The organism is Roseateles sp., assembly GCF_031397715.1.
In the GTDB taxonomy this organism is placed as follows: domain Bacteria; phylum Pseudomonadota; class Gammaproteobacteria; order Burkholderiales; family Burkholderiaceae_C; genus Paucibacter_A.
Genome location: NZ_JANNMI010000278.1, coordinates 1 through 18,758, shown reverse-complemented (window position 1 = coordinate 18,758; position 18,758 = coordinate 1). Strand labels below are relative to the sequence as shown.

Annotated in this window: 23 protein-coding genes; 22 read left to right on the top strand and 1 reads right to left on the bottom strand. The window is 63.1% G+C overall.

Annotated elements, in window-relative coordinates:
• The 4 genes from fliD to RMO57_RS12295 form a co-directional block, all read left to right on the top strand.
• Positions 1–564 (top strand): flagellar filament capping protein FliD (gene fliD / locus RMO57_RS12310; RefSeq protein ID WP_310386999.1); only part of this gene is annotated, 564 nt, incomplete at its 5' end.
• A gap of 275 nt (positions 565–839) precedes the next feature.
• On the top strand, positions 840–1,220 hold the full coding sequence (fliS, locus tag RMO57_RS12305; RefSeq protein ID WP_310386997.1) for a flagellar export chaperone FliS: 381 nt from the start codon (positions 840–842) through the stop codon (positions 1,218–1,220).
• Between the two features lie 65 nt (positions 1,221–1,285).
• Positions 1,286–1,585, top strand: coding sequence for a flagellar protein FliT (locus RMO57_RS12300; protein ID WP_310386995.1), 300 nt, complete (start codon positions 1,286–1,288; stop codon positions 1,583–1,585).
• Between the two features lie 4 nt (positions 1,586–1,589).
• Positions 1,590–2,345: a flagellar brake protein gene (locus RMO57_RS12295; RefSeq protein WP_310386994.1), complete on the top strand. Its 756-nt coding sequence runs from the start codon at positions 1,590–1,592 to the stop codon at positions 2,343–2,345.
• 9 nt (positions 2,346–2,354) lie between these two features.
• Here RMO57_RS12295 and fliE read toward each other — a convergent pair whose 3' ends face one another.
• A complete protein-coding gene (gene fliE, locus RMO57_RS12290) occupies positions 2,355–2,678 on the bottom strand; it encodes a flagellar hook-basal body complex protein FliE (protein WP_310386992.1) in 324 nt (107 codons plus the stop codon).
• A gap of 199 nt (positions 2,679–2,877) precedes the next feature.
• Between fliE and fliF the strand changes: the two genes are divergently transcribed.
• From fliF to RMO57_RS12200, 18 genes are all read left to right on the top strand, one after another.
• Positions 2,878–4,572, top strand: a complete 1,695-nt coding sequence (fliF, locus tag RMO57_RS12285) for a flagellar basal-body MS-ring/collar protein FliF (protein ID WP_310386990.1) — start codon at positions 2,878–2,880, stop codon at positions 4,570–4,572.
• Between the two features lie 39 nt (positions 4,573–4,611).
• Positions 4,612–5,607 (top strand): flagellar motor switch protein FliG, encoded by a 996-nt coding sequence (fliG, locus tag RMO57_RS12280; protein WP_310386988.1) that lies wholly within the window; start codon positions 4,612–4,614, stop codon positions 5,605–5,607.
• Between the two features lie 6 nt (positions 5,608–5,613).
• Positions 5,614–6,450, top strand: coding sequence for a FliH/SctL family protein (locus RMO57_RS12275; RefSeq protein WP_310386986.1), 837 nt, complete (start codon positions 5,614–5,616; stop codon positions 6,448–6,450).
• On the top strand, positions 6,450–7,913 hold the full coding sequence (gene fliI / locus RMO57_RS12270; protein ID WP_310387001.1) for a flagellar protein export ATPase FliI: 1,464 nt from the start codon (positions 6,450–6,452) through the stop codon (positions 7,911–7,913). The genes RMO57_RS12275 and fliI overlap by 1 nt, the downstream gene beginning before the upstream one ends.
• Positions 7,914–7,987: 74 nt before the next feature.
• Positions 7,988–8,458, top strand: coding sequence for a flagellar export protein FliJ (locus RMO57_RS12265; protein ID WP_310386984.1), 471 nt, complete (start codon positions 7,988–7,990; stop codon positions 8,456–8,458).
• An 845-nt stretch (positions 8,459–9,303) separates the two neighbouring features.
• Positions 9,304–9,993, top strand: a complete 690-nt coding sequence (locus RMO57_RS12260; protein WP_310386983.1) for a flagellar hook-length control protein FliK — start codon at positions 9,304–9,306, stop codon at positions 9,991–9,993.
• A gap of 154 nt (positions 9,994–10,147) precedes the next feature.
• A complete protein-coding gene (gene fliL, locus RMO57_RS12255; RefSeq protein ID WP_310386982.1) occupies positions 10,148–10,765 on the top strand; it encodes a flagellar basal body-associated protein FliL in 618 nt (205 codons plus the stop codon).
• Positions 10,766–10,793: 28 nt separating this feature from the next.
• Complete coding sequence (fliM, locus tag RMO57_RS12250; protein ID WP_310386980.1) at positions 10,794–11,798, top strand: flagellar motor switch protein FliM; 1,005 nt, start codon at positions 10,794–10,796, stop codon at positions 11,796–11,798.
• A complete protein-coding gene (gene fliN, locus RMO57_RS12245) occupies positions 11,788–12,225 on the top strand; it encodes a flagellar motor switch protein FliN (RefSeq protein WP_310386978.1) in 438 nt (145 codons plus the stop codon). Before fliM ends, fliN begins: the two co-directional genes overlap by 11 nt.
• A 69-nt stretch (positions 12,226–12,294) precedes the next feature.
• Positions 12,295–12,672, top strand: a complete 378-nt coding sequence (locus RMO57_RS12240; protein WP_310386976.1) for a flagellar biosynthetic protein FliO — start codon at positions 12,295–12,297, stop codon at positions 12,670–12,672.
• Positions 12,673–12,778: 106 nt separating this feature from the next.
• Positions 12,779–13,495 carry a flagellar type III secretion system pore protein FliP gene (fliP, locus tag RMO57_RS12235; protein ID WP_310387000.1) on the top strand — a complete coding sequence of 239 codons (717 nt, stop codon included), beginning with the start codon at positions 12,779–12,781 and terminating at the stop codon, positions 13,493–13,495.
• A 12-nt stretch (positions 13,496–13,507) separates the two neighbouring features.
• The gene (gene fliQ, locus RMO57_RS12230) at positions 13,508–13,777 is read left to right on the top strand and encodes a flagellar biosynthesis protein FliQ (RefSeq protein ID WP_310386975.1); all 270 of its coding nucleotides are present in this window, start codon (positions 13,508–13,510) and stop codon (positions 13,775–13,777) included.
• Between the two features lie 81 nt (positions 13,778–13,858).
• Positions 13,859–14,623 carry a flagellar biosynthetic protein FliR gene (gene fliR / locus RMO57_RS12225; protein WP_310386972.1) on the top strand — a complete coding sequence of 255 codons (765 nt, stop codon included), beginning with the start codon at positions 13,859–13,861 and terminating at the stop codon, positions 14,621–14,623.
• A gap of 225 nt (positions 14,624–14,848) precedes the next feature.
• Positions 14,849–16,213: an alpha/beta hydrolase gene (locus RMO57_RS12220; protein WP_310386971.1), complete on the top strand. Its 1,365-nt coding sequence runs from the start codon at positions 14,849–14,851 to the stop codon at positions 16,211–16,213.
• 86 nt (positions 16,214–16,299) lie between these two features.
• Complete coding sequence (locus RMO57_RS12215) at positions 16,300–16,671, top strand: metalloregulator ArsR/SmtB family transcription factor (protein ID WP_310386969.1); 372 nt, start codon at positions 16,300–16,302, stop codon at positions 16,669–16,671.
• A 23-nt stretch (positions 16,672–16,694) separates the two neighbouring features.
• Positions 16,695–17,198, top strand: coding sequence for an arsenate reductase ArsC (locus RMO57_RS12210; protein ID WP_310386967.1), 504 nt, complete (start codon positions 16,695–16,697; stop codon positions 17,196–17,198).
• A gap of 24 nt (positions 17,199–17,222) precedes the next feature.
• Complete coding sequence (arsB, locus tag RMO57_RS12205; RefSeq protein WP_310386966.1) at positions 17,223–18,296, top strand: ACR3 family arsenite efflux transporter; 1,074 nt, start codon at positions 17,223–17,225, stop codon at positions 18,294–18,296.
• A gap of 47 nt (positions 18,297–18,343) precedes the next feature.
• Positions 18,344–18,758, top strand: a 415-nt coding sequence (locus RMO57_RS12200) for an NAD(P)H-dependent oxidoreductase (RefSeq protein WP_310386964.1), incomplete at its 3' end; no start/stop codon positions are given.

The following is an 18,758-nucleotide window of genomic DNA, read 5'->3' as shown; positions in this document are numbered from 1 at the left end:
AACGACTTCTCCACCGCGTACAACGCCTTGGCCACCTTGATGACCGAGCAAACCAAGTATGACGCGGCCAACAAAAAGGGCGCCACGCTGCAAGGTGACTCATCGGTTGTCGGCATTCAATTTGAGATGCGCGGGCTGGCCGGCGGAAACAGCAGCGTGGGGGGCAAATTTTCCAGATTTGCCCAGATCGGGCTGGATCCAAGCGCAGGCGGTGTATTCAAGACCGACGCCAGCAAACTCGATGCTGCGCTCGGCGATTTGGCCAGCCTGAAGAATCTCTTCATGGGCACAGACAGCAACAATCCGAGCAATGTCGGTCTGGCCAAACAGCTGCAGTCTTTTGCCGATCAGGCACTGGGTTTCAACGGCCGCATCACCAATCGCCAAAGTGGCTTGCAAAAGGCGATCGAAAACGATGGCAAGAGTGCGGAACGTTTGGAGACCAAGGTCAGCCTCACCGAAGCTCGGCTGCGCGCCCGCTACACCGCCCTGGACGTTCAGATGAGCAAGCTCAACGGCCTGTCCACCTATGTGTCGCAGCAAATGAACAACTTGTCCCGATAGCCGTATGGCCTGCGCGGCTGGCACCTTGTGGCCGACGATGAAGCGTCAATGGCGAACTCAAACGGGTTCGCCATTTTTCATTCCGCCGGCGAGGACTATGTCACGTTCGAAGCGCGCAAATGCTCACCCAAGTATCGGCAGGGTTTACGAGTCAACGCTCTTCACTCAAGTTACGCGCCCGACGGTCGAAAACAAATCAACACGGCAGCTTCGGAAAGAATCCTATGTACGGCAACGCCTCCTCACCCTTTGCCACGCGAAACCAGCACGCCTCGATGTACCGAAAAGTCGGCCTGGAGACCGATGTGCAGGGCGCCAGCCCTCACCGTTTGGTCAGCCTGCTGTTTGACGGCGTCTTCGATGCGATGAACCAGGCTCGTGCGGGTATCGAAAACGGCAATACCGAGCTGAAAAATCGCTCCCTGAGTCGCGCCGTGCGCATCTTGGACGAAGGGCTCAAAGCCAGTTTGAACCTGCAGGCCGGCCCCTTGGCGAACGATCTGAACGATCTCTATGCCTATCTGTGCATGCGTTTGACCAAGGCCAATTTGCACGCCGACATCGCCGCCATCGAGGAATGCCAACGCATCCTGACGCCGGTGCGAGAAGCCTGGACGGCGATCGCACAAGCGCCCGAAGTCCTGCGTGCCGCATGAAGCCATATCGCGCCCCTAGTCCAGCCATCAGCCCATCCACCCAACAGTCTCCGGCGGAACTTGCTATGAACACCCAACTTCTGAACTACTACGAAGCCATTGAACAGGCCAGCGCCGACATGTTGTGCGCCGCCCGTACCGGCAACTGGGACGAAGTCGTCAAGCTCGAAGGCGCTTGCGTGCTGCTGATCTCGCAGCTCAAGCATGCGGCCTCCAGCGAACAACTCGCGCCCGATGAGAGCAAACTGAAGACGCGCATCATGCAGCGCATCTTGGTCAACGATGCCGAGATTCGCCACCTGGCCGAACCTTGGTTGGATGATCTGGATCAGGTGCTGACCGGCAAGAGCAAAACCTTGCATTGACCGCATGTCCAGCCAAGCCCAATCCAAGCACCCGCCGCAGCTCGTTCACGCCGAGGCTGGGTGCGAGGATTTCCGCTTGCTGGCGCCGATCGAGATCTTGGGCTTGCTGCGCATGCTGCAGGCCCAAAACACCCGCATCAGTTTGAGTGCCCCGAATGGCGCCGGCCTGAGCTGCAGCCTGAAGGACATCGACCCCGAGCGTGCCTCGTTGGGCTTCGATGCCGGCCCGGCCACCGAGGAGATACAGGCCCTGCTGAGCGCCGACGAAATCACTGCCGTGGCCTATCTGGATCAAATTCGCGTGCAGTTCGTGCTCGAAGATCCCGTCCTCATCAATGGGGCGCTGCGCTGCAACAGCCCCACGGTCATGTACCGGTTTCAGCGCCGCCAGAGCTTTCGCGTGCAGTCGAATTTGCGCACGCCCCAGGTGCGCTTGCTGCACCCGTTGGCGGCGAACCGGCCCCTGAGTCTGCGGATTCTGGATTTGAGCCTGGGCGGTTTGGCCCTGCTCGTGCCGGCCGAAGTGGCGCCGTTTCCGCTCGGCTGCGAGCTGCCGTCGGTGCAAGTGATGTTGGGCCGCGAGGTGCGCTTTCGGACCGGTTTGCGGCTGCAAAACTCACGTTCGGTGGGCGATATGGGCAATCTCCAACAGGGTTGGACCTTCATGCAACTCGACGCGGAAGCAACGCTTTATTTGCAGCGCTATATCGACCAGACCCAGATCATGGACCGCATGCTGCGCAACCGACCATCGGCTTGATGCGGGCGTTCAGACCTGCATATTCATGATTTCTGAATAGGCCGAAACCAAACGGTTGCGCACCTGCAAGGTGGCTTGAAAACCAATTTGGGCTTTTTGCATCGCCACCATGGTCTCTTCCAGGCTGACATTGGGATTGTCGAGCTGCACCTCGCGCTGCAGCCGGGTCGCCTCCATCTGCGACGCGCTGACGCCCTTCATGGCCTGCGCCATCGCGTCGCCGAAGCTGGCACCCTCCACCGCCCGGGTCTTGCCCAGGGGCTGACCATTGACGCCTAAGCCGGCGCGAGCCGCGGCTTGGGCGAAATCAAACGGTTTCAGTTTCAGGTCCATCACAACTCCAGCACCACAGCAAGAGGCTGCGATGGGATGAATCCTAGGCGTAAGGGCCTGCCAATGAAGACGGGAACTGCAGGCCCTTCCTCGGCCTGTTCACGGCTTTCTTGAGGGGCCAAAACAGAATAATTCAAGGCATCGGGAGAGCTTCGAGAGCTTCCGTGATTTCGCTCACAGCAAACCCGGCCTTCGCTCCATGGACAACGCAATCAGCCCCGCCATTACCACCCTACCGGTCGCCGCCAACAGTGCGACCGCGGGCTTTGGCAGCCGTCTGGCTGCCATGCCGGCACGCAGCAAGCTCATGCTGGGCGGGGGCTTGGCGATTCTGGCCGGCACGGTCCTGGCCATCACCTTGTGGAGCAACCAGGGTGACTTCCGCCCGGTCTTCACCGGCTTGTCGGACAAGGACGGCGGCGCCGTCATCAATCAGCTGACCACCTTGAACGTGCCCTACCGTCACGAAGCGGGCGGCACCATCCTGGTTCCGGCCGCCCAGGTTTACGACGTGCGCATGAAGCTGGCTTCGGCCGGCCTGCCCAAGGGCAGCACGGTCGGCTATGAGCTGATGGACAAAAGCTCGATCGGCCAGACCCAGTTCAACGAGCGCCTGAGTTTCCAGCGTGGCCTGGAGGGCGAGCTGACCCGCACCATCACCGCGCTGGCCGACGTCGCCGACGCGCGCATTCACCTGGCCATCCCGCAACAAAACGGCTTTTTCCGCGAGCAGCAAAAGCCCAGCGCCTCGGTGATGCTGACGCTGCGGTCGGGGCGCTCGCTGGACCGCGCCCAGATCGCCGGCATCGTGCACCTGGTCTCGGCCAGCGTGCCCGAGCTCTCGCCCAAGGCCGTCAGCGTGCTGGACCAAACCGGCGCGCTGCTATCCAACACCTCCAACGACAGCCTGAGCGGCAGCGGCCTGGACAGCCAGCAGCTCCAATACAAGCAGCAGATCGAGGCCAACTTCAACAAGCGAATTTACGAGCTGCTGGAGCCGGTGGTGGGCCGCGAAAACCTGCGCGCCACGGTGACCGCCGACGTTGACTTCTCGCAAGTCGAAAGCACCGCTGAAGAATTCAAGCCCAACCAAGGCCAGAACGCCAGCGCCTCGGTGCGCAGCTCGCAAACCAACGAGGCCATCAACAGCACACCGGCTCAGCCGTCCGGTGTGCCGGGTGCGGCAACCAACCAACCGCCGGTGCCGGCCACCGCGCCCATCAATGGCCAGGCTGCGCCCCTGCAGGCCACCGGCGGCAACCCCAATAGCAGCACCCGGCGCGAGGCGGTCACCAATTTCGAGTTGGACAAGACGGTCCGCGTCACCCGCAATGCCACCGGCGCCGTGCGGCGCTTGAATGCGGCCGTGGTGGTCAACCACCGCACAACGACCGATCCCAAGGGCAAGGCGACGACGCTGCCGGTCTCGCAAGAAGAGCTGGACAAGCTGACCGCCCTGGTCAAGGAAACCATGGGCTTTAACCAAGAGCGTGGTGACTCGCTGAAGATCATCAGCGCCCCCTTCATGGTTGACAAACAAAGCACGGTCGATCTGCCGCTGTGGCAGCAACCTTGGGTGGTTGATCTGGTGCGCGCCGCCGCCCTGCCTCTGGCCCTGGTCGCCATCGCCATGATTGCGGTGTTCGGCATGGTGCGCCCCGCCATTCTGGCCGCACGTCCGCTGCCACCCGTCGAGCCCGAGGCCGCCGCGCAGTTGAACGCCGTCGTCGACGACGAGAACGACTTGCCCGTGGTGCTGGGCTCAGGCGGTCTGCCCGCCCTGGCCGGCCCGCTGGTGAACGAAAAACTAGAACGCGCGCGCCTGCTGGCACGCGAAAACCCGATCGCCGTCGCCAACATCATGCGCGGCTGGATCGCCGGCGAAGTCGCCTGATCCTGGCCACCGCACAGCTCATCTAGAGACCAAAGAATCATGGACGACAAAGGTATTGAGGACGCGGCCATCTTGCTGATGTCTCTCGGCGAAGAAGAGGCGGCGGAAGTATTCAAGCATCTGGCGCCCAAGGAAGTGCAAAAGCTCGGCGAGACCATCGCCAAGATGAAGGTGGTTGGCCGCGCCAAGGTGGAGGAAGTCTTGACGCGCTTTGATCTGGTCGCCGAGACGCAAAGCACCTTGGTATCTGACACCGACGAATATGTGCGCCAGGTGCTGCGCAAGGCGCTCGGCGAGGACAAGGCGAACTTGCTGCTTGACCGGATCTTGCAGGGCAGCGATGTTTCCAGCATCGAGAGCCTGAAGTGGATGGACGCGGCCTCGGTGGCCGAGCTGTTGCGCAACGAACACCCGCAAATTATTGCCGCCATCCTGGCCCACTTGGACTATGACCAGACCAGCTCGGTGCTGCGCGTTTTCACCGAGCGCCAGCGCAACGAGGTGCTGGTGCGTATCGCCACGCTGGACGGCATCCAGCCGATGGCCTTGAAGGATCTCAACGAAGTGATGAGCCAGGTGCTGGCGGGCGGCGAGCGCATGCGCAAGAGCAGCCTGGGCGGCGTCAAGACGGCGGCCGAGATCATCAATATGTTGGGCTCCAGCGTCGAGGCCTCGGTGCTGGACTACATCCGCGAAGCCGATGCCGACCTGGCCCAGAAGATCATGGACAACATGTTCACCTTCGATGATCTGGACAAGATCGACGACAAGGGCATCCAGGCCGTGCTGAAGGAAGTGCAGTCCGAGTCCTTGGTGGTGGCCTTGAAGGGCGCCAGCGCCGAGTTGCGCGAGAAGATCCTGCGCAATATGTCCACCCGTGCCGCCGAGACGCTGCGCGAGGACCTCGAATCGCGCGGCCCGGTGCGCTTGTCCGAGGTCGAGGGGGAGCAGAAGGAAATGCTCAAGATCGTGCGCCGTTTGGTCGACGAAGGCACCATCGTGATGGCCGGCGGCGGCGATGACCAGTTTGTCTAAGGGTGAATGAAGATGGTTCAAAAGCCCCCCCGTCAAGTGCCCGCGCCGGAACGCCGCGAAGGCGAAGAGCGCCGCGGCAGCTATGCGCGCTTTATCCCGCGCGAGGAGCTGAATGATTTCGCTGCCTGGCGCCTCGATGCACTGAACGGCGCCTGCAATGCCAAGCGCCCGCCGCTGAGCGCGCACGCGCCCACGCCAGCGGCAGCGGCAGCACCTGTGCCCGCCGAGCCGCAGCGCCCACCCGAGCCGTCGCCGCAAGAGCAGCTTCACGCCGCCCGCCAAGCCGGCTATCAAGACGGCTACCGCGACGGCTTGGCCGCGCTGGACGCCTTCAAGCAAAGCTTCGCGCAGCAGACGAGCGCCCAGATCGGCAGCTTGGTGCGCAGTTTCGACGCCGACTTCCGCGCGCTTGAGGACGAGATGGCGCAAGCCTTGGCCCGCAGCGCGGTCGAGCTGGCGCGCCAGGTCGTGCGCAGCGAAATCAAGCAGCGGCCCGAACATATCGCCAAGGTCGCGCATGACGCGGTCGAGGCACTGCAGCTGTCGGCACGCCATGTGCGGGTGCGCGTCAACCCCAGCGACTACCCGCTGGTGATGGACGGCGCCGGCGCGGAATTGCGCGCGCGTGAGGCGCAGGTTCTGCCCGACCCGGAAGTGCCACGTGGCGGCTGCAAGGTCGACTCCGACATCAGCAGCGTCGACGCCAGCCTGGCCATGCGCTGGCAGCAGGCGGTCGCAGCTATGGGCCAGACCGCGATCTGGGAAGACCGCCGCAGCAATGCGGCCGAAGCCAATGCGGCAGAAACAGCCCTGCTCAAGGATCAAGAGGACGACGCCGCATGATGGACATAGGCGCCACTGCCGCAGAGCAACAAGCGCGGACCGAGACCCGGCAAGGCCGTTGGCGGCAGTATCTGGAGGACTTGCAAAGCTTCGCCAGCACGGCTGTGCCCTTGGAGTCGCAGGGCAAGCTGGTACGGGTGGCCGGCTTGGTGCTGGAAGCGACCGGCGTCAAGGTGCCGGTCGGCTCGGTCTGTGAGATCCACATGCCCAGCTCTAACTCCAACCCTCAGCGTGGCCTGCGGCCGGTCAATGCCGAGGTGGTGGGCTTCTCGGGCGACCGCGCCTACCTGATGCCCACCGATGAAATTCAGGGTTTGTCCAGCGGCGCGATGGTGATCCCGCGCGCCCTGCCCCTGATGGCCCCGGTCTTGGGCAAAGCCATGCAGCGCTGGCGCCGCGACGAGGACCGCGGCCTGCACCTGCCGATGGGCGAAGGCCTGCTGGGCCGAGTGGTTGACTCGCACGGCAACCCACTCGACCGCCGCGGCCCGCTGCTGATGACGCACGCCGAACCGATGGTGCGCCGGCCCATCAATGCGATGGACCGTGACCCGGTGCGCACGCCGCTGGACACCGGTGTTAGGGCCATCAATGCGATGCTGACGGTGGGCCGTGGCCAGCGCCTGGGCCTGTTCGCCGGCACCGGCGTCGGCAAGTCGGTGCTGTTGGGCATGATGGCGCGCTACACGCAGGCGGACGTGATCGTGGTCGGCCTGATCGGCGAGCGCGGCCGCGAGGTCAAGGAATTCATCGAAGACATCCTCGGCGAGGACGGCCTGCAGCGCTCGGTCGTCGTCGCCGCCCCGGCCGACGCACCGCCGCTGGTGCGCATGCAGGGCGCGCATTACGCGACGGCCATCGCCGAGAACTTCCGTGACCGCGGCCAGCATGTGCTGCTGCTGATGGACTCGCTGACCCGCTATGCAATGGCGCAGCGCGAGATCGCTTTGGCGATCGGCGAGCCACCGGCCACCAAGGGCTATCCGCCGAGCTGCTTTGCCAAGCTGCCCCAGCTGGTCGAACGCAGCGGCAACGGCCTGCCCGGCGAAGGCTCGATCACCGCTTTCTACACCGTGTTGAGCGAGGGCGATGACCAGCAAGACCCGATCGCCGACGCGGCGCGCGGCATCTTGGACGGCCACATCGTCCTCAGCCGCGAGCTGGCCGAGGCCGGCCATTACCCGGCCATCGACATCGAGCGTTCGATCAGCCGGGTGATGACCAACGTCGCCAAGCAGCCGCATATCGACGCGGCGCGGCGCTGCCGCCAACTGCTCGCCAAATACAACAAGGCGCGCGACCTGATTCAGCTGGGCGCCTATTCGCCGGGCCATGACAGCGAACTGGATTTGGCCGTGCGCTTGCACCCGGACATCAACCGCTTGCTGCAGCAAGACATGCACAGCCCGGCGGTGTTGGAAGAAAGCCTCAGACAACTGTCAGCCGTCATCAAGGACGCCTGACAGCTGCCGATACACCAAGGGTCGGCGCCCAGGCATGGGCCCGACCGAGTAGCAATTGATAGGGAGTGCGCCGCATGAACGCCAACAATCTTCAGGTGCTGAGCATCTTGCTGGAACGCGCCGAAAGCGAACGCGACGAAGGTCTCAAGCTGATGCGTGAAGCCGAGGCGCGCGCCGCCCAAGCCCGCGCTCAGCATGGCGACCTGGCGCAGTACCGCAGCGACTACCAACAGCGCTGGGGCCAGCAATTTGCCGACCGCGGCACCATGGACATCGTGATCTGCTATCAGAACTTTGGCGGCAAGCTGGACCAGGCCATCACCAGCCAGACTCAAGTCGCCAGCTACGCCGAACAAAGGCTGGAGCAAGCGCGCGCGCGCCTGCAGGAACTGGAAATGCGCGTCGCCTCGATCAGCAAGCTGATGGAGCGCCGGCGCCTCGACATCAACCGCGCCAGCCAGCGCCAAGAGCAAAAGGCCACCGATGAGCAGGCCGCCCGTGCGTCCCTCAGCGCCTCCAACCCCTATATGCGTTTGTCGGCTTGAGTCGCGGCTGTCATGCAGCAAAGCCCACCATCATCATGAATTCGTCCCCATCCAATTTGTTCAACAGTGCCTCGTTCACGCCGGCGGTCCGAGCGGACGGCTCTGCGTCCGGGGCGCCGCGAACAAACAAGCCCAGCGTTGAATCCAGCGGTAGTTTCGCCAAACTGATGAAATCCTACGGCGCGGGGCAAGCGAAGCCAGCCAGTCCAGAATTCGTCAGCAAGCCCAGCTCCCTGGAGACGCCGACAAAACCCGCGGCAAAGCCGGTCGCCGCCGCCCCTGCTTCGGAGACAAAGACGGAACTGCAGCGGCAGGAAAGAAAGCTCGGGCAAAAGCTCGGGCAAAAGCAAGCCGGCCAGAGCGACGAAGGGCGAGCCCGCTCGCCGACCGCCGGCGCGGCCCCAAAGACCGGACCCTCGGCTGCGCTCAAAGTGGACAACCAAAAAACGCCGGCAGCAAAGCCAAGTACCGACGCAGAAGGCGAAGCGCCCACGCGAGGCGCGCAAGCAGCGCGACCAAAGGCTGGCGATTCCAGGGACGCCTCGGCAGGTGCCGACGCGAGTACCGCGCTCCCAATCGGACAGCAGATCACGATGGCAACGGCCGCGCTCGGCAAGCTCGGCCCAGGTGTGGCGGATGCCGGCAAAAATCAGGATCAGCTACGCCAAAACATGGCCGGCGGACCGGAGTCTCTGGTCGGCACTGCCGCGCCAACAAGTCCTCTGGAATCCGCGGTAACTGCCGACGCTGGCCGCGCGGGCGTATCCCGCCACGCCTTGGCCAGTCTGGGCGCAACGAGCCAAGGTCGAGCCCCGCTGCATTCACAAGCAACGGGTGGCGTCGCAATGCAGCAGACTCAAGCCACAGCAGCAGCAGCAACAACAGCCACCGGCCCGGCAGGCGAAGCGATGCCCAATGCCGGCACGACTTTTGCCAGTGAGCTCACGGCGGCCCAGGGCGGCGGCGCCAACAAGTCACTCGGCGAATCGCCGGTGCTGCGGCCCGAGGGTTTTGCGCTGGACGGCATGCTGTCCGCGGCCGGGCTCAGCCCCCAAGCCCAGGCCGAGGCCAAGTTTGAGGCGGCCGAGCTTGCTCATCTGACCTTGAGTCAGCCGCTGACCGAAGCCGGCTTCGCGCCCGAGATGGCGGCCCGCCTGAGCGTGTTGGCGGCCGACGGCGTGCAGGAAGCCCGGCTGCATCTGAATCCGGCCGAAATGGGGCCGGTCTCGGTGCAGATCATTGTTGAAGGCCAGCTGGCACAGATCTCCTTTCATGCCGAACATGAACAGACCCGCCACATCCTGGAGCAGAGCTTGCCGGATCTGGCCGCAGCGCTGCGGGACTCGGGCCTGACCCTGAGCGGCGGCGGTGTGTTTCAGCAGCCCGGTGGTCAAAATGAGGCCGCGCAGCACAAGGCCGATGGCGACACCAAGTCGGGCTCGGGCAGCCGCATGGCCATGCTGCCGCGCGCTGACGCTGAGTCAGCGCCGCTGCAGATCAGGCAAGCGCGCGGCGTGGTGGATCTCTACGCCTGAATTTCAGCTCCGAATAGCCAAGCGTCGGCCCTGCTTTTCTTGGCTTGAGCGGCGAGTGCTGGGTCAATAATCGAAACCAGATTGGCTCTTCAGGGTTGACGGCGGTGGCATTCAAGCGCCGCGGCGGCTTGGGGTCAGCAATACAGGAGTTCGAATGTCAACACCAGCACCCGCTGCCGCGGCCGAAGCGCCAAAAGGCGGCGGCAACAAGAAGCTCATCATCATCATTGCAGCCGTCCTGGTCTTGGTCTTGGGCGGCGGCGGAGCCGCTTTGCTGCTGATGAAGAAGAAGGCCTCGGTCGACGGCGAAGAAGACGGCGCCGAGGCCACGCACGAGGCTGCGCCCGCGCACGCAGCGCCCAAGCCCGGCACGCCGCCGGTGTTTGTGCCGCTGGACCCCTTCACCGTCAACCTGTCCGACAAGGATGTGGACCGCTTCGCGCAAATCGGCATCACGCTGGAAGTGATGGACGCGAAGACCGCCGATCAAATCAAAGCCTTTCTGCCGGCCATTCGCAGCAATGTGCTGATGGTGCTGTCGCACAAAACCTCGACCGAGCTGCTGACGCGCGAAGGCAAGGACAAGCTGGCTCGGGAAGTGCTGCGCGAGTCGGTGCGGCCCATGGGCATCGAGCTGGAGCCGGACGAAGAGGCTGAAGCCGAGGACCCGGACGCCGAGACACCGAAGAAAAAGAAGAAGAAAAAGAAACAGGCGCCGGCCGTGGTCAGCCCGATCACCAAGGTGTTGTTCTCGACCTTCATCGTCCAATGAGGCCGCTGCCCCGCAACGGTGAGCCCGCATGAATCAGCAAATCCTCAGCCAAGACGAAGTCGATGCCTTGCTCCAAGGCATCACCGGTGAAAGCCAGAAGCTCGACGCCGAAGAGGAGCAGGTTGGCGGCATACGCGACTACAACCTGGCCAGTCAAGAGCGGATCGTGCGTGGGCGCATGCCCACCATGGAGATCATCAACGAACGCTTCGCACGCAATATCCGCGTGGGTTTGTTCAACTTCATTCGCAAAAGCCCGGAGGTCGCCATCGGCGGCATCAAGGTGCAGAAGTACAGCGCCTTTCTGCGCGAAATCGTTGTCCCCACCAACTTCAACATCGTCTCGGTCAAGCCGCTGCGCGGCTCCGGGCTGATCGTCTGCGACCCGACGCTGGTATTTGCCGTGATTGACTCCTTGTTTGGAGGCATCGGCAAGTTCCACGCGCGCATCGAGGGCCGCGACTTCTCGGCCACCGAGCAGCGCGTGATTCTGCGCCTGGTCGAAGTGATCACGGCCGAATATCACAAGGCCTGGAAAGGCATCTACCCGCTTGAGCTTGAGTTCCAGCGCTCGGAGATGCAGCCCCAGTTCGCCAATATCGCCACGCCCAGTGAAATCGTGGTTTCGACCTCGTTCACGCTGGAAATTGGCGAAACCAGCGGCACCGTCTATTTCTGCATTCCCTACGCCACGCTGGAGCCGATTCGAGATGTGCTTTATTCGACCACCGTCGGTGATTCAACCGAGCCTGACCGGCGCTGGGTCAATTTGCTCAAACACCAGATTCAAGACGCCAAGGTCGAACTGGTGGCGGAGCTTGGGACAGCACCGGCCACGGTCGAACAACTGCTGGCCTTCAAACCCGGCGACTTTATCGAGCTGGACCTAGACGCCATGATCAAGGCAAAGATAGATGGTGTTCCTGTCTATGACTGCCACTACGGCACATCCAATGGCAAGTACGCCATCAAAGTTGAGCAAATGCTGACCAGCCCCGACCAGGGTTGGCTGGGAGCCCGCAATGTCACCTGATACCCCCTCCTCCGACGAACAAGACGCGATGGCGGCCGAATGGGCCGCTGCACTCGCTGAAAGTCAACCTGCGCCCGCCGCCGAAGTTCAAACCGTCGCCGAGCAGGTGGCGCCGGCCAGCTTCGCCAACTTCTCGCCGACGCCGAACAATATGCCCGCCGGCGACATCAATATGATTCTGGACATCCCCGTCCAGCTGACTGTGGAGTTAGGCCGCACGCGCATTCCGATCAAGAACATCCTGCAACTGGCGCAGGGCTCGGTGGTTGAGTTGGACGCCCTCGCGGGCGAACCGATGGATGTGCTGGTCAACGGCTACCTGATTGCGCAAGGCGAAGTGGTGGTGGTGAATGACAAGTTTGGTATTCGGCTGACCGATATCGTCACGCCTTCCGAGCGCATGCGCCGACTCAGCAAGGGCGGATGACGCCACGGCTCAGCACTCTCAGTGCAGCAAGAGCTGACACCTGCCTCAGCTCGGGCGACAATCGCCAATATGAACACGCCTCTTTTGCCCCTGCTTTGGTTCTTGGCCATTCTGTGCCTGATCCCCTTGGTCTTGTGGCTGCTCAAGCGCACACCGCTGGGCGCCTCGCATGGCGCCGGAGTGATGCGCCTGGTAGCGCAGATGTCGGTCGCGCCCAATCAGCGCTTGATGACGGTGGAAGTGGGGCAAGGGGAGGACAAACGCTGGTTGGTGCTCGGCGTGACCGCGCAGCAGATCACCACGCTGCACGTGATGCCACCGCAGGCCGAGTCGCAGGCGTCGACCGCCCCACCTGCGTTCGCTCAAATGCTGAGCAGTCGTTTGCGCGGTCAAGGCGCAGAGTCTGCGCAAGCATCGAACAAGACCGGGGGCCAGGGTGCAAACTGAGTTGACTGCTTCAATGCTGGGCGAGAGCTCACCCGCACGCGGCTTGCTGTCTGGCCTATTTTTGCGCCACAAGGCAAATCTGAGGGCGATCACCGTCTTGTCGGTGATGGCGGCGTTTTCTGTTGCCGCGATCGCCCAGAATGCGCCGCCCGCATCGCTGCCTTTGCTGCTCGGCCAAGGCCCCGGTGGCAACAGCTTTTCGGTACCCATTCAGACCCTGCTGTTCTTTACCGCGCTCGGTTTTTTGCCTGCCGTGCTGCTGATGATGACCGGCTTCACCCGCATCGTCATCGTCCTCTCACTGATGCGCCAAGCCCTAGGCACGCAAGCAGCACCACCTAATCAGGTGATTGTGGGCCTGTCCCTGTTCCTGACTTTTTTCGTCATGAGCCCCACCTTGGACAAGGTCTATGCGGATGCTTGGTTGCCCTATAGCGGCGGCCAAATTGCGTTCGAAGAAGCCATCAAACGCGCCGAGCCACCGATGCGCAGTTTCATGCTCAAGCAAACCCGCCAAGCAGACGTTGCGCTGTTTTCTCGGCTGGCAAAGCTGGATGCCAGCGTCAAGCCCGAAGACGTCCCCTTCAAGGTGCTGGTGCCGTCCTTTGTCACCAGCGAGTTGAAGAGCGCCTTCCAGATCGCCTTTCTGATCTTCATCCCCTTCCTGGTGATCGACATGATCGTCAGCAGCGTTTTGATGAGTTTGGGGATGATGATGCTGTCGCCGGTCCTGGTGGCGCTGCCGTTCAAACTGATGTTGTTCGTGTTGGCGGATGGCTGGAACTTGTTGCTGGGGTCGCTGGCGGCGAGCTTTGTGACCTAACGAGAAATTCCCTTGGACGCACAACAAGTTTTCACCTTCGGCCAGCAAGGCCTGTACATCTTGATGCTGGTCGCAGCCCCGACCCTGCTCACCGTGTTGGTGGTCGGCGTGCTGGTCAGCGTGTTTCAAGCGGCCACGCAGATCAACGAGGCCACCTTGAGCTTTGTGCCCAAGGTCATTGCCGCGGTTTTGGTGCTGTCCATCACCGGCCCCTGGATGGTGAGCACTCTGGTGGACTACATTCGCCGCACCTTGATGGCCATCCCACAGGTCGTTGGTTGAGAGGATGGAACCCCCACGCTCGCTCCGCTCACTGCCCCCCGGGGGGGCGCTCGCCCGCTTGGGGCGGCCCGGCGCGGGCTCATGATTTCTTTTACCGAAGCGCAGCTGCTGACTTGGCTGAACCCGCTGCTGTGGCCGTTTGTCCGCACGCTGGCCTTGTTCGCGGGCATGCCTGTGTTCAGCCAGCGCAATGTGCCGATGCGCGTGCGGGTGGGTTTGGCGATGTTTGTTTCGTTGGCCGCGCAAGCAACCTTGCCGGCTATGCCGTTGGCGCCGCTCGATTCACTGCCCATGCTTTTGCTGCTGTTGGCGCAGCAGTTGCTGATCGGGCTATCGATGGGCTTCGCCGTACGCTTGGTGTTCGCTTCTCTGGAATTTGCCGGTGAACTGATAGGCCTGCAAATGGGTTTGAACTTCGCCGGCTTTTTTGACCCCGCGACCGGCAGCCAAGGCACCGCAACCGCAAGGTTTTTTGGCAGCATGGTGGCTTTTCTGTTCATTGCCATCAACGGCCACTTGCTGCTGATCAATGCCTTGGTTCAGAGTTTCCATGCCTTCCCGGTTGGCGATGAGCCCTTCCATTTTCTGCGCGCCGCACAGCCTCAAACCTGGGGCGCTGAGATTTTCAAAATGGGTTTGTGGATCGCCCTGCCGCTGATCACCATGCTGATGTTCGTCAACCTGGTCATGGGCGTGATCTCACGCGTGGCGTCGCAGATCAATGTGTTCTCGGTGGGCTTCCCGCTCACCATCAGCATCGGTTTGATCGGCATGGTGGCGACGTTGCCGCTGATGCAGACCCCGTTCATGGTCGTGCTGGAGCGCATGCTGGCGGCATTCACATGATGCGCTCGCCCGTCGATGTTGGCGACGACGGGGACCACAGAACGGCGTGAAACCAAGTTGAACAATAACCTTCGCTGCCAGCACCCAGTATTTGCTCCCCGTTTTGCTTTGCGCTACCCCTTAATTTTTCGTTTGAGCGCTCTTCCCACTCATGCTGAATGCATCGCCAATCTACCGAGCTGGCGCGAAACCGCTCGTCCACCAGATCAAAACCGGGAGTTGGACATGCTGAGCTTTCTTACTTCGGTGCTCGTCGCTGCGGCCGTTGCAACAACTGTGGCAACTGCCGCCGTTGCAGCTGTTGTTGCGCCACTGGACGCCCTGCCGCAAACCCGGCTGGATGCCGAACTGCGCTGCCTCTTGGGTGCCTACACCCTGCCAGCGGGCAGGTCGGTGACGATCACCGGCGCCGGGGGCCAGCCGCGCGGCCTGCAGTACAACCTCTCTGACGGCCAATTCGGGAATCTGCAGGAGAGTGCGGGAGGCAAGTTCGCCGCTGCGGGCTTGCTGATCAAGTTCGAGCCCTGCAGCGTCGGCACGCTAACGATGAATCAAAGCGGGGTCTCCAAGCAGGCGCTGCGCTTGCGCCTGATCGAGAGAGAAACCAGTTTCTTCAGCGACGGCGTCAAGCTGCACGGCAAGCTCGTGCTGCCGCCGAGTGGCCGCGCTCAGTCGCTGGCCGTCTGGATCGAGGGGTCCAACAACGACCCCTCCACCGATGACAGCGTCTGGCAGTACGAGCTCGCCCGCCGGGGCGTTGCCGTCTTTGTATATGACAAGCGAGGGACTGGCGCCTCCGCTGGCGCCCCGCTGTCCGATTTCCAGGCCCGCGCACGTGACACTGCGGCCGCACTCCAGGCAGCCCGGCGCCTGGCACCGGACATCCGCTCGGTCGGCGTGATTGGCGCGAGCCAGGGCGGCTGGGTGGCGCCACTGACCGCGACGCTGGTCGAGCTGGATTTCGTCATTGCCGCATTCGCCATGGCCGAGGGCCCGATCGCCCAGGACCGGGCGCTGGTGGAGCAACAAGTCCGTGAGGCGGGCTTCGAAGCTGCCGCGCTGGCCGAGGCCAAGGCGCTGACCGTGATCACCGAAAGAATCGTGCGCTCCAATCTGCGCGAAGGCTTTGCGGAGCTGGATGCGTTCAAAGCCAAACATGCCGGCGCGCCCTGGCTGGAGGCCATCCAGCCACGCTCCTACACCGGCATCTTTTTGAAATTCAGCTCTGCGGACATCAAGACCAAGGGCCCCGCATTGGCGCAGGGCTTGAGCTTCGACTATGAGCCCCGCCCCGTGATTGAGGCGGTCAAGTCGCGCCAGCTTTGGCTGCTTGGCGGCAGTGATCGCCAGGCGCCCAACGCCGGCACTCAAGTGATCTTGCGGCAGATTCAGCTGCAGCGACCGAACATCGCCGTGGTGGTCTTCCCGCATGCCGACCATGGCCTGATCGAGTCGACCCAAACCGCCGACGGCCTGGCAACGGCCTACGCCGCGAAGCTGTTCGACGTGGCTGCGGACTGGATCAAAGCGCAGCGGCTGCCGGCGGCGGGCAAGTTCATCGAGATGCCGACGGTGAAATTGGCGAATTAGTCGAGTTGGCGAATCGGCGAATGGGCACCTGACGGCTGGGACCCGGGGGGCTTGACCTCCTCCTATATTTCCACCAAAATGGAATCATGGAAGAAAAAACCGCCATCGCCTCGCTCGCCGCACTTGCCCAGCCCATGCGCTTGCGCGTCTTTCGCGCCCTGGTCGGCGCAGGGCCGCAAGGCATGACGCCGGGAGCGCTGTCTTTGATGCTGGGCGCGCCGGCGTCCACGCTCTCCTTTCATCTGAAGGAATTGACTCACTCGGGCTTGGTGACCCAGGAGCGCGAAAGCCGCAATCTGATCTACCGACCCGCACTGCATCAGATGAATGAGTTGCTGACCTACCTGACGGCGCATTGCTGCCAAGGCGAGGGCTGTGACAGCGCAACTTCCCCCGACTGCTCGACCGTGCCCGCGACGGCGAATCAGCGCGAAATCACCGCTCTCGGCAAGACCTGACAAACACACCACCGCCTCTACTCATGACCACCAACGTTCTCATTCTCTGCACCCACAACTCGGCGCGCAGCGTCCTCAGCGAGGGCATGCTCAATCAACTGGCCAGCCGCCTGGGCCTTGATGTGCGAGCTTTCAGCGCCGGCAGTGCGCCCAGCGGCCGCCTCAACCCCTTTGCCCTCGAAGCACTGAACAAGGCCGGCATCGGCACCAGCATCTACCGCAGCAAGAGCTGGGACGAGTTCACTGGCGAAGGCGCGCCGCCGCTGTCCATCGTGATCACGGTTTGCGACAGCGCCGCCGCCGAAACCTGCCCCGTGTTTTTTGGTGGCCACGGAGCGCCGGTCAAGGTGCACTGGGGCTACCCCGACCCGTCCAATGCGGAAGGCGGCGATGAGGGCAAGAAGCGCGCCTTCGAGCTAACGCGCCAAGCCATCGGCTACCGCATGCTGCAGCTGCTGGCGCTGCCACTGGACACGCTGACCAAGACCGAGCTGCAAGCCGCCCTGATCGAGATCGGCCGCAGCTGATTCCCGCCCCTGAAAATCACAACCATGACCACCACCACCCTGCCACCGCTAGCCGCCGCGCCGGCCCCGATGAGCGTCTTTGAGCGCTATCTGACCGTCTGGGTTTTCTTTTGCATCATCGTCGGCATCGCGCTCGGCCAAATGCTGCCCGGGCCCTTCCAGGCCATCGGCCGCATGGAGATTGCCAAGGTCAATCTGCCGGTCGGCTTGCTGATCTGGGTGATGATCATTCCGATGCTGCTGCGGGTGGACTTCGCCTCGCTGTCCCAAGTCAAGCAGCACTGGCGCGGCATCGGCGTCACGCTGTTCGTCAACTGGGCCGTCAAGCCGTTCTCGATGGCGCTGCTGGGCTGGATCTTCATCCGCCATGTGTTCGCGCCCTATCTGCCGGCCGACCAGGCCGACAGCTATATCGCCGGCCTGATCTTGCTGGCCGCCGCGCCCTGCACGGCGATGGTCTTCGTCTGGAGCCGCTTGACCGGCGGCCACGCTATGTTCACGCTCTCGCAAGTGGCGCTCAACGACGCCATCATGGTGTTCGCCTTCGCGCCCATCGTGGCCCTGCTGCTGGGCATGTCCTCCATCATCGTGCCCTGGGACACGCTGATCACCTCGGTCGTGCTCTACATCCTGATCCCGGTGCTGATTGCCCAGCTCTGGCGCAAGGCCCTGCTGGCCCGTGGCCAAGCCGCTTTTGACGCCACCCTCGCCAAGATTGGCCCTTGGTCGATCACCGCCTTGCTGGCGACCCTGGTGCTGTTGTTCGCCTTCCAGGGCCGGGCCATCATTGAGCAGCCGCTGGTGATCGCCATGCTGGCCGTGCCCATCCTGATCCAGGTGTTCTTCAACTCGGGCCTGGCTTACTGGTTGAACCGCCGGCTGGGCGAGTCGCACAGCGTGGCCTGCCCCTCGGCCTTGATCGGGGCCAGCAACTTCTTTGAGCTGGCCGTCGCGGCGGCGATCAGCCTGTTCGGTTTCCAGTCCGGCGCCGCACTCGCCACGGTGGTCGGCGTGCTGATCGAAGTGCCGGTGATGCTGCTGGTGGTCAAGATCGTCAACAACAGCAAGGGCTGGTACGAGGCGGGGCTGAAAACATGAGCAAGGCATGAACCCGTCGGCGCCCCTCATTGATTCGAAAGACCACCATGTCACTGCTTGATCTGAGCTTGCCCAACCTCGACCCCGCGCTGTTCGACAAACCCGACGGCACGCGCTTCGGGGGCGCTGTCTGCACATCCACCCACGCGCCGCGCTTCCTGCTGCTCTATGGTTCGCTGCGTGAGCGCTCGTACAGCAAGCTGCTGACGCTGGAAGCGGCGCGGCTGCTGATCGCCATGGGCGGCGAAGTGCGGGTGTTTGATCCGGCCGGCCTGCCCCTGCCCGACGCGGCGCCCGACAGCCACCCCAAGGTGCAGGAGCTGCGCGAGGCCGCCGCCTGGGCCGAAGGCATGGTCTGGACCTCGCCCGAGCGCCATGGCGCGATGACCGGCATCCTCAAAGCGCAGATCGACTGGATCCCGCTGAGCATCGGCGCGGTGCGGCCGACGCAGGGCAAGACCC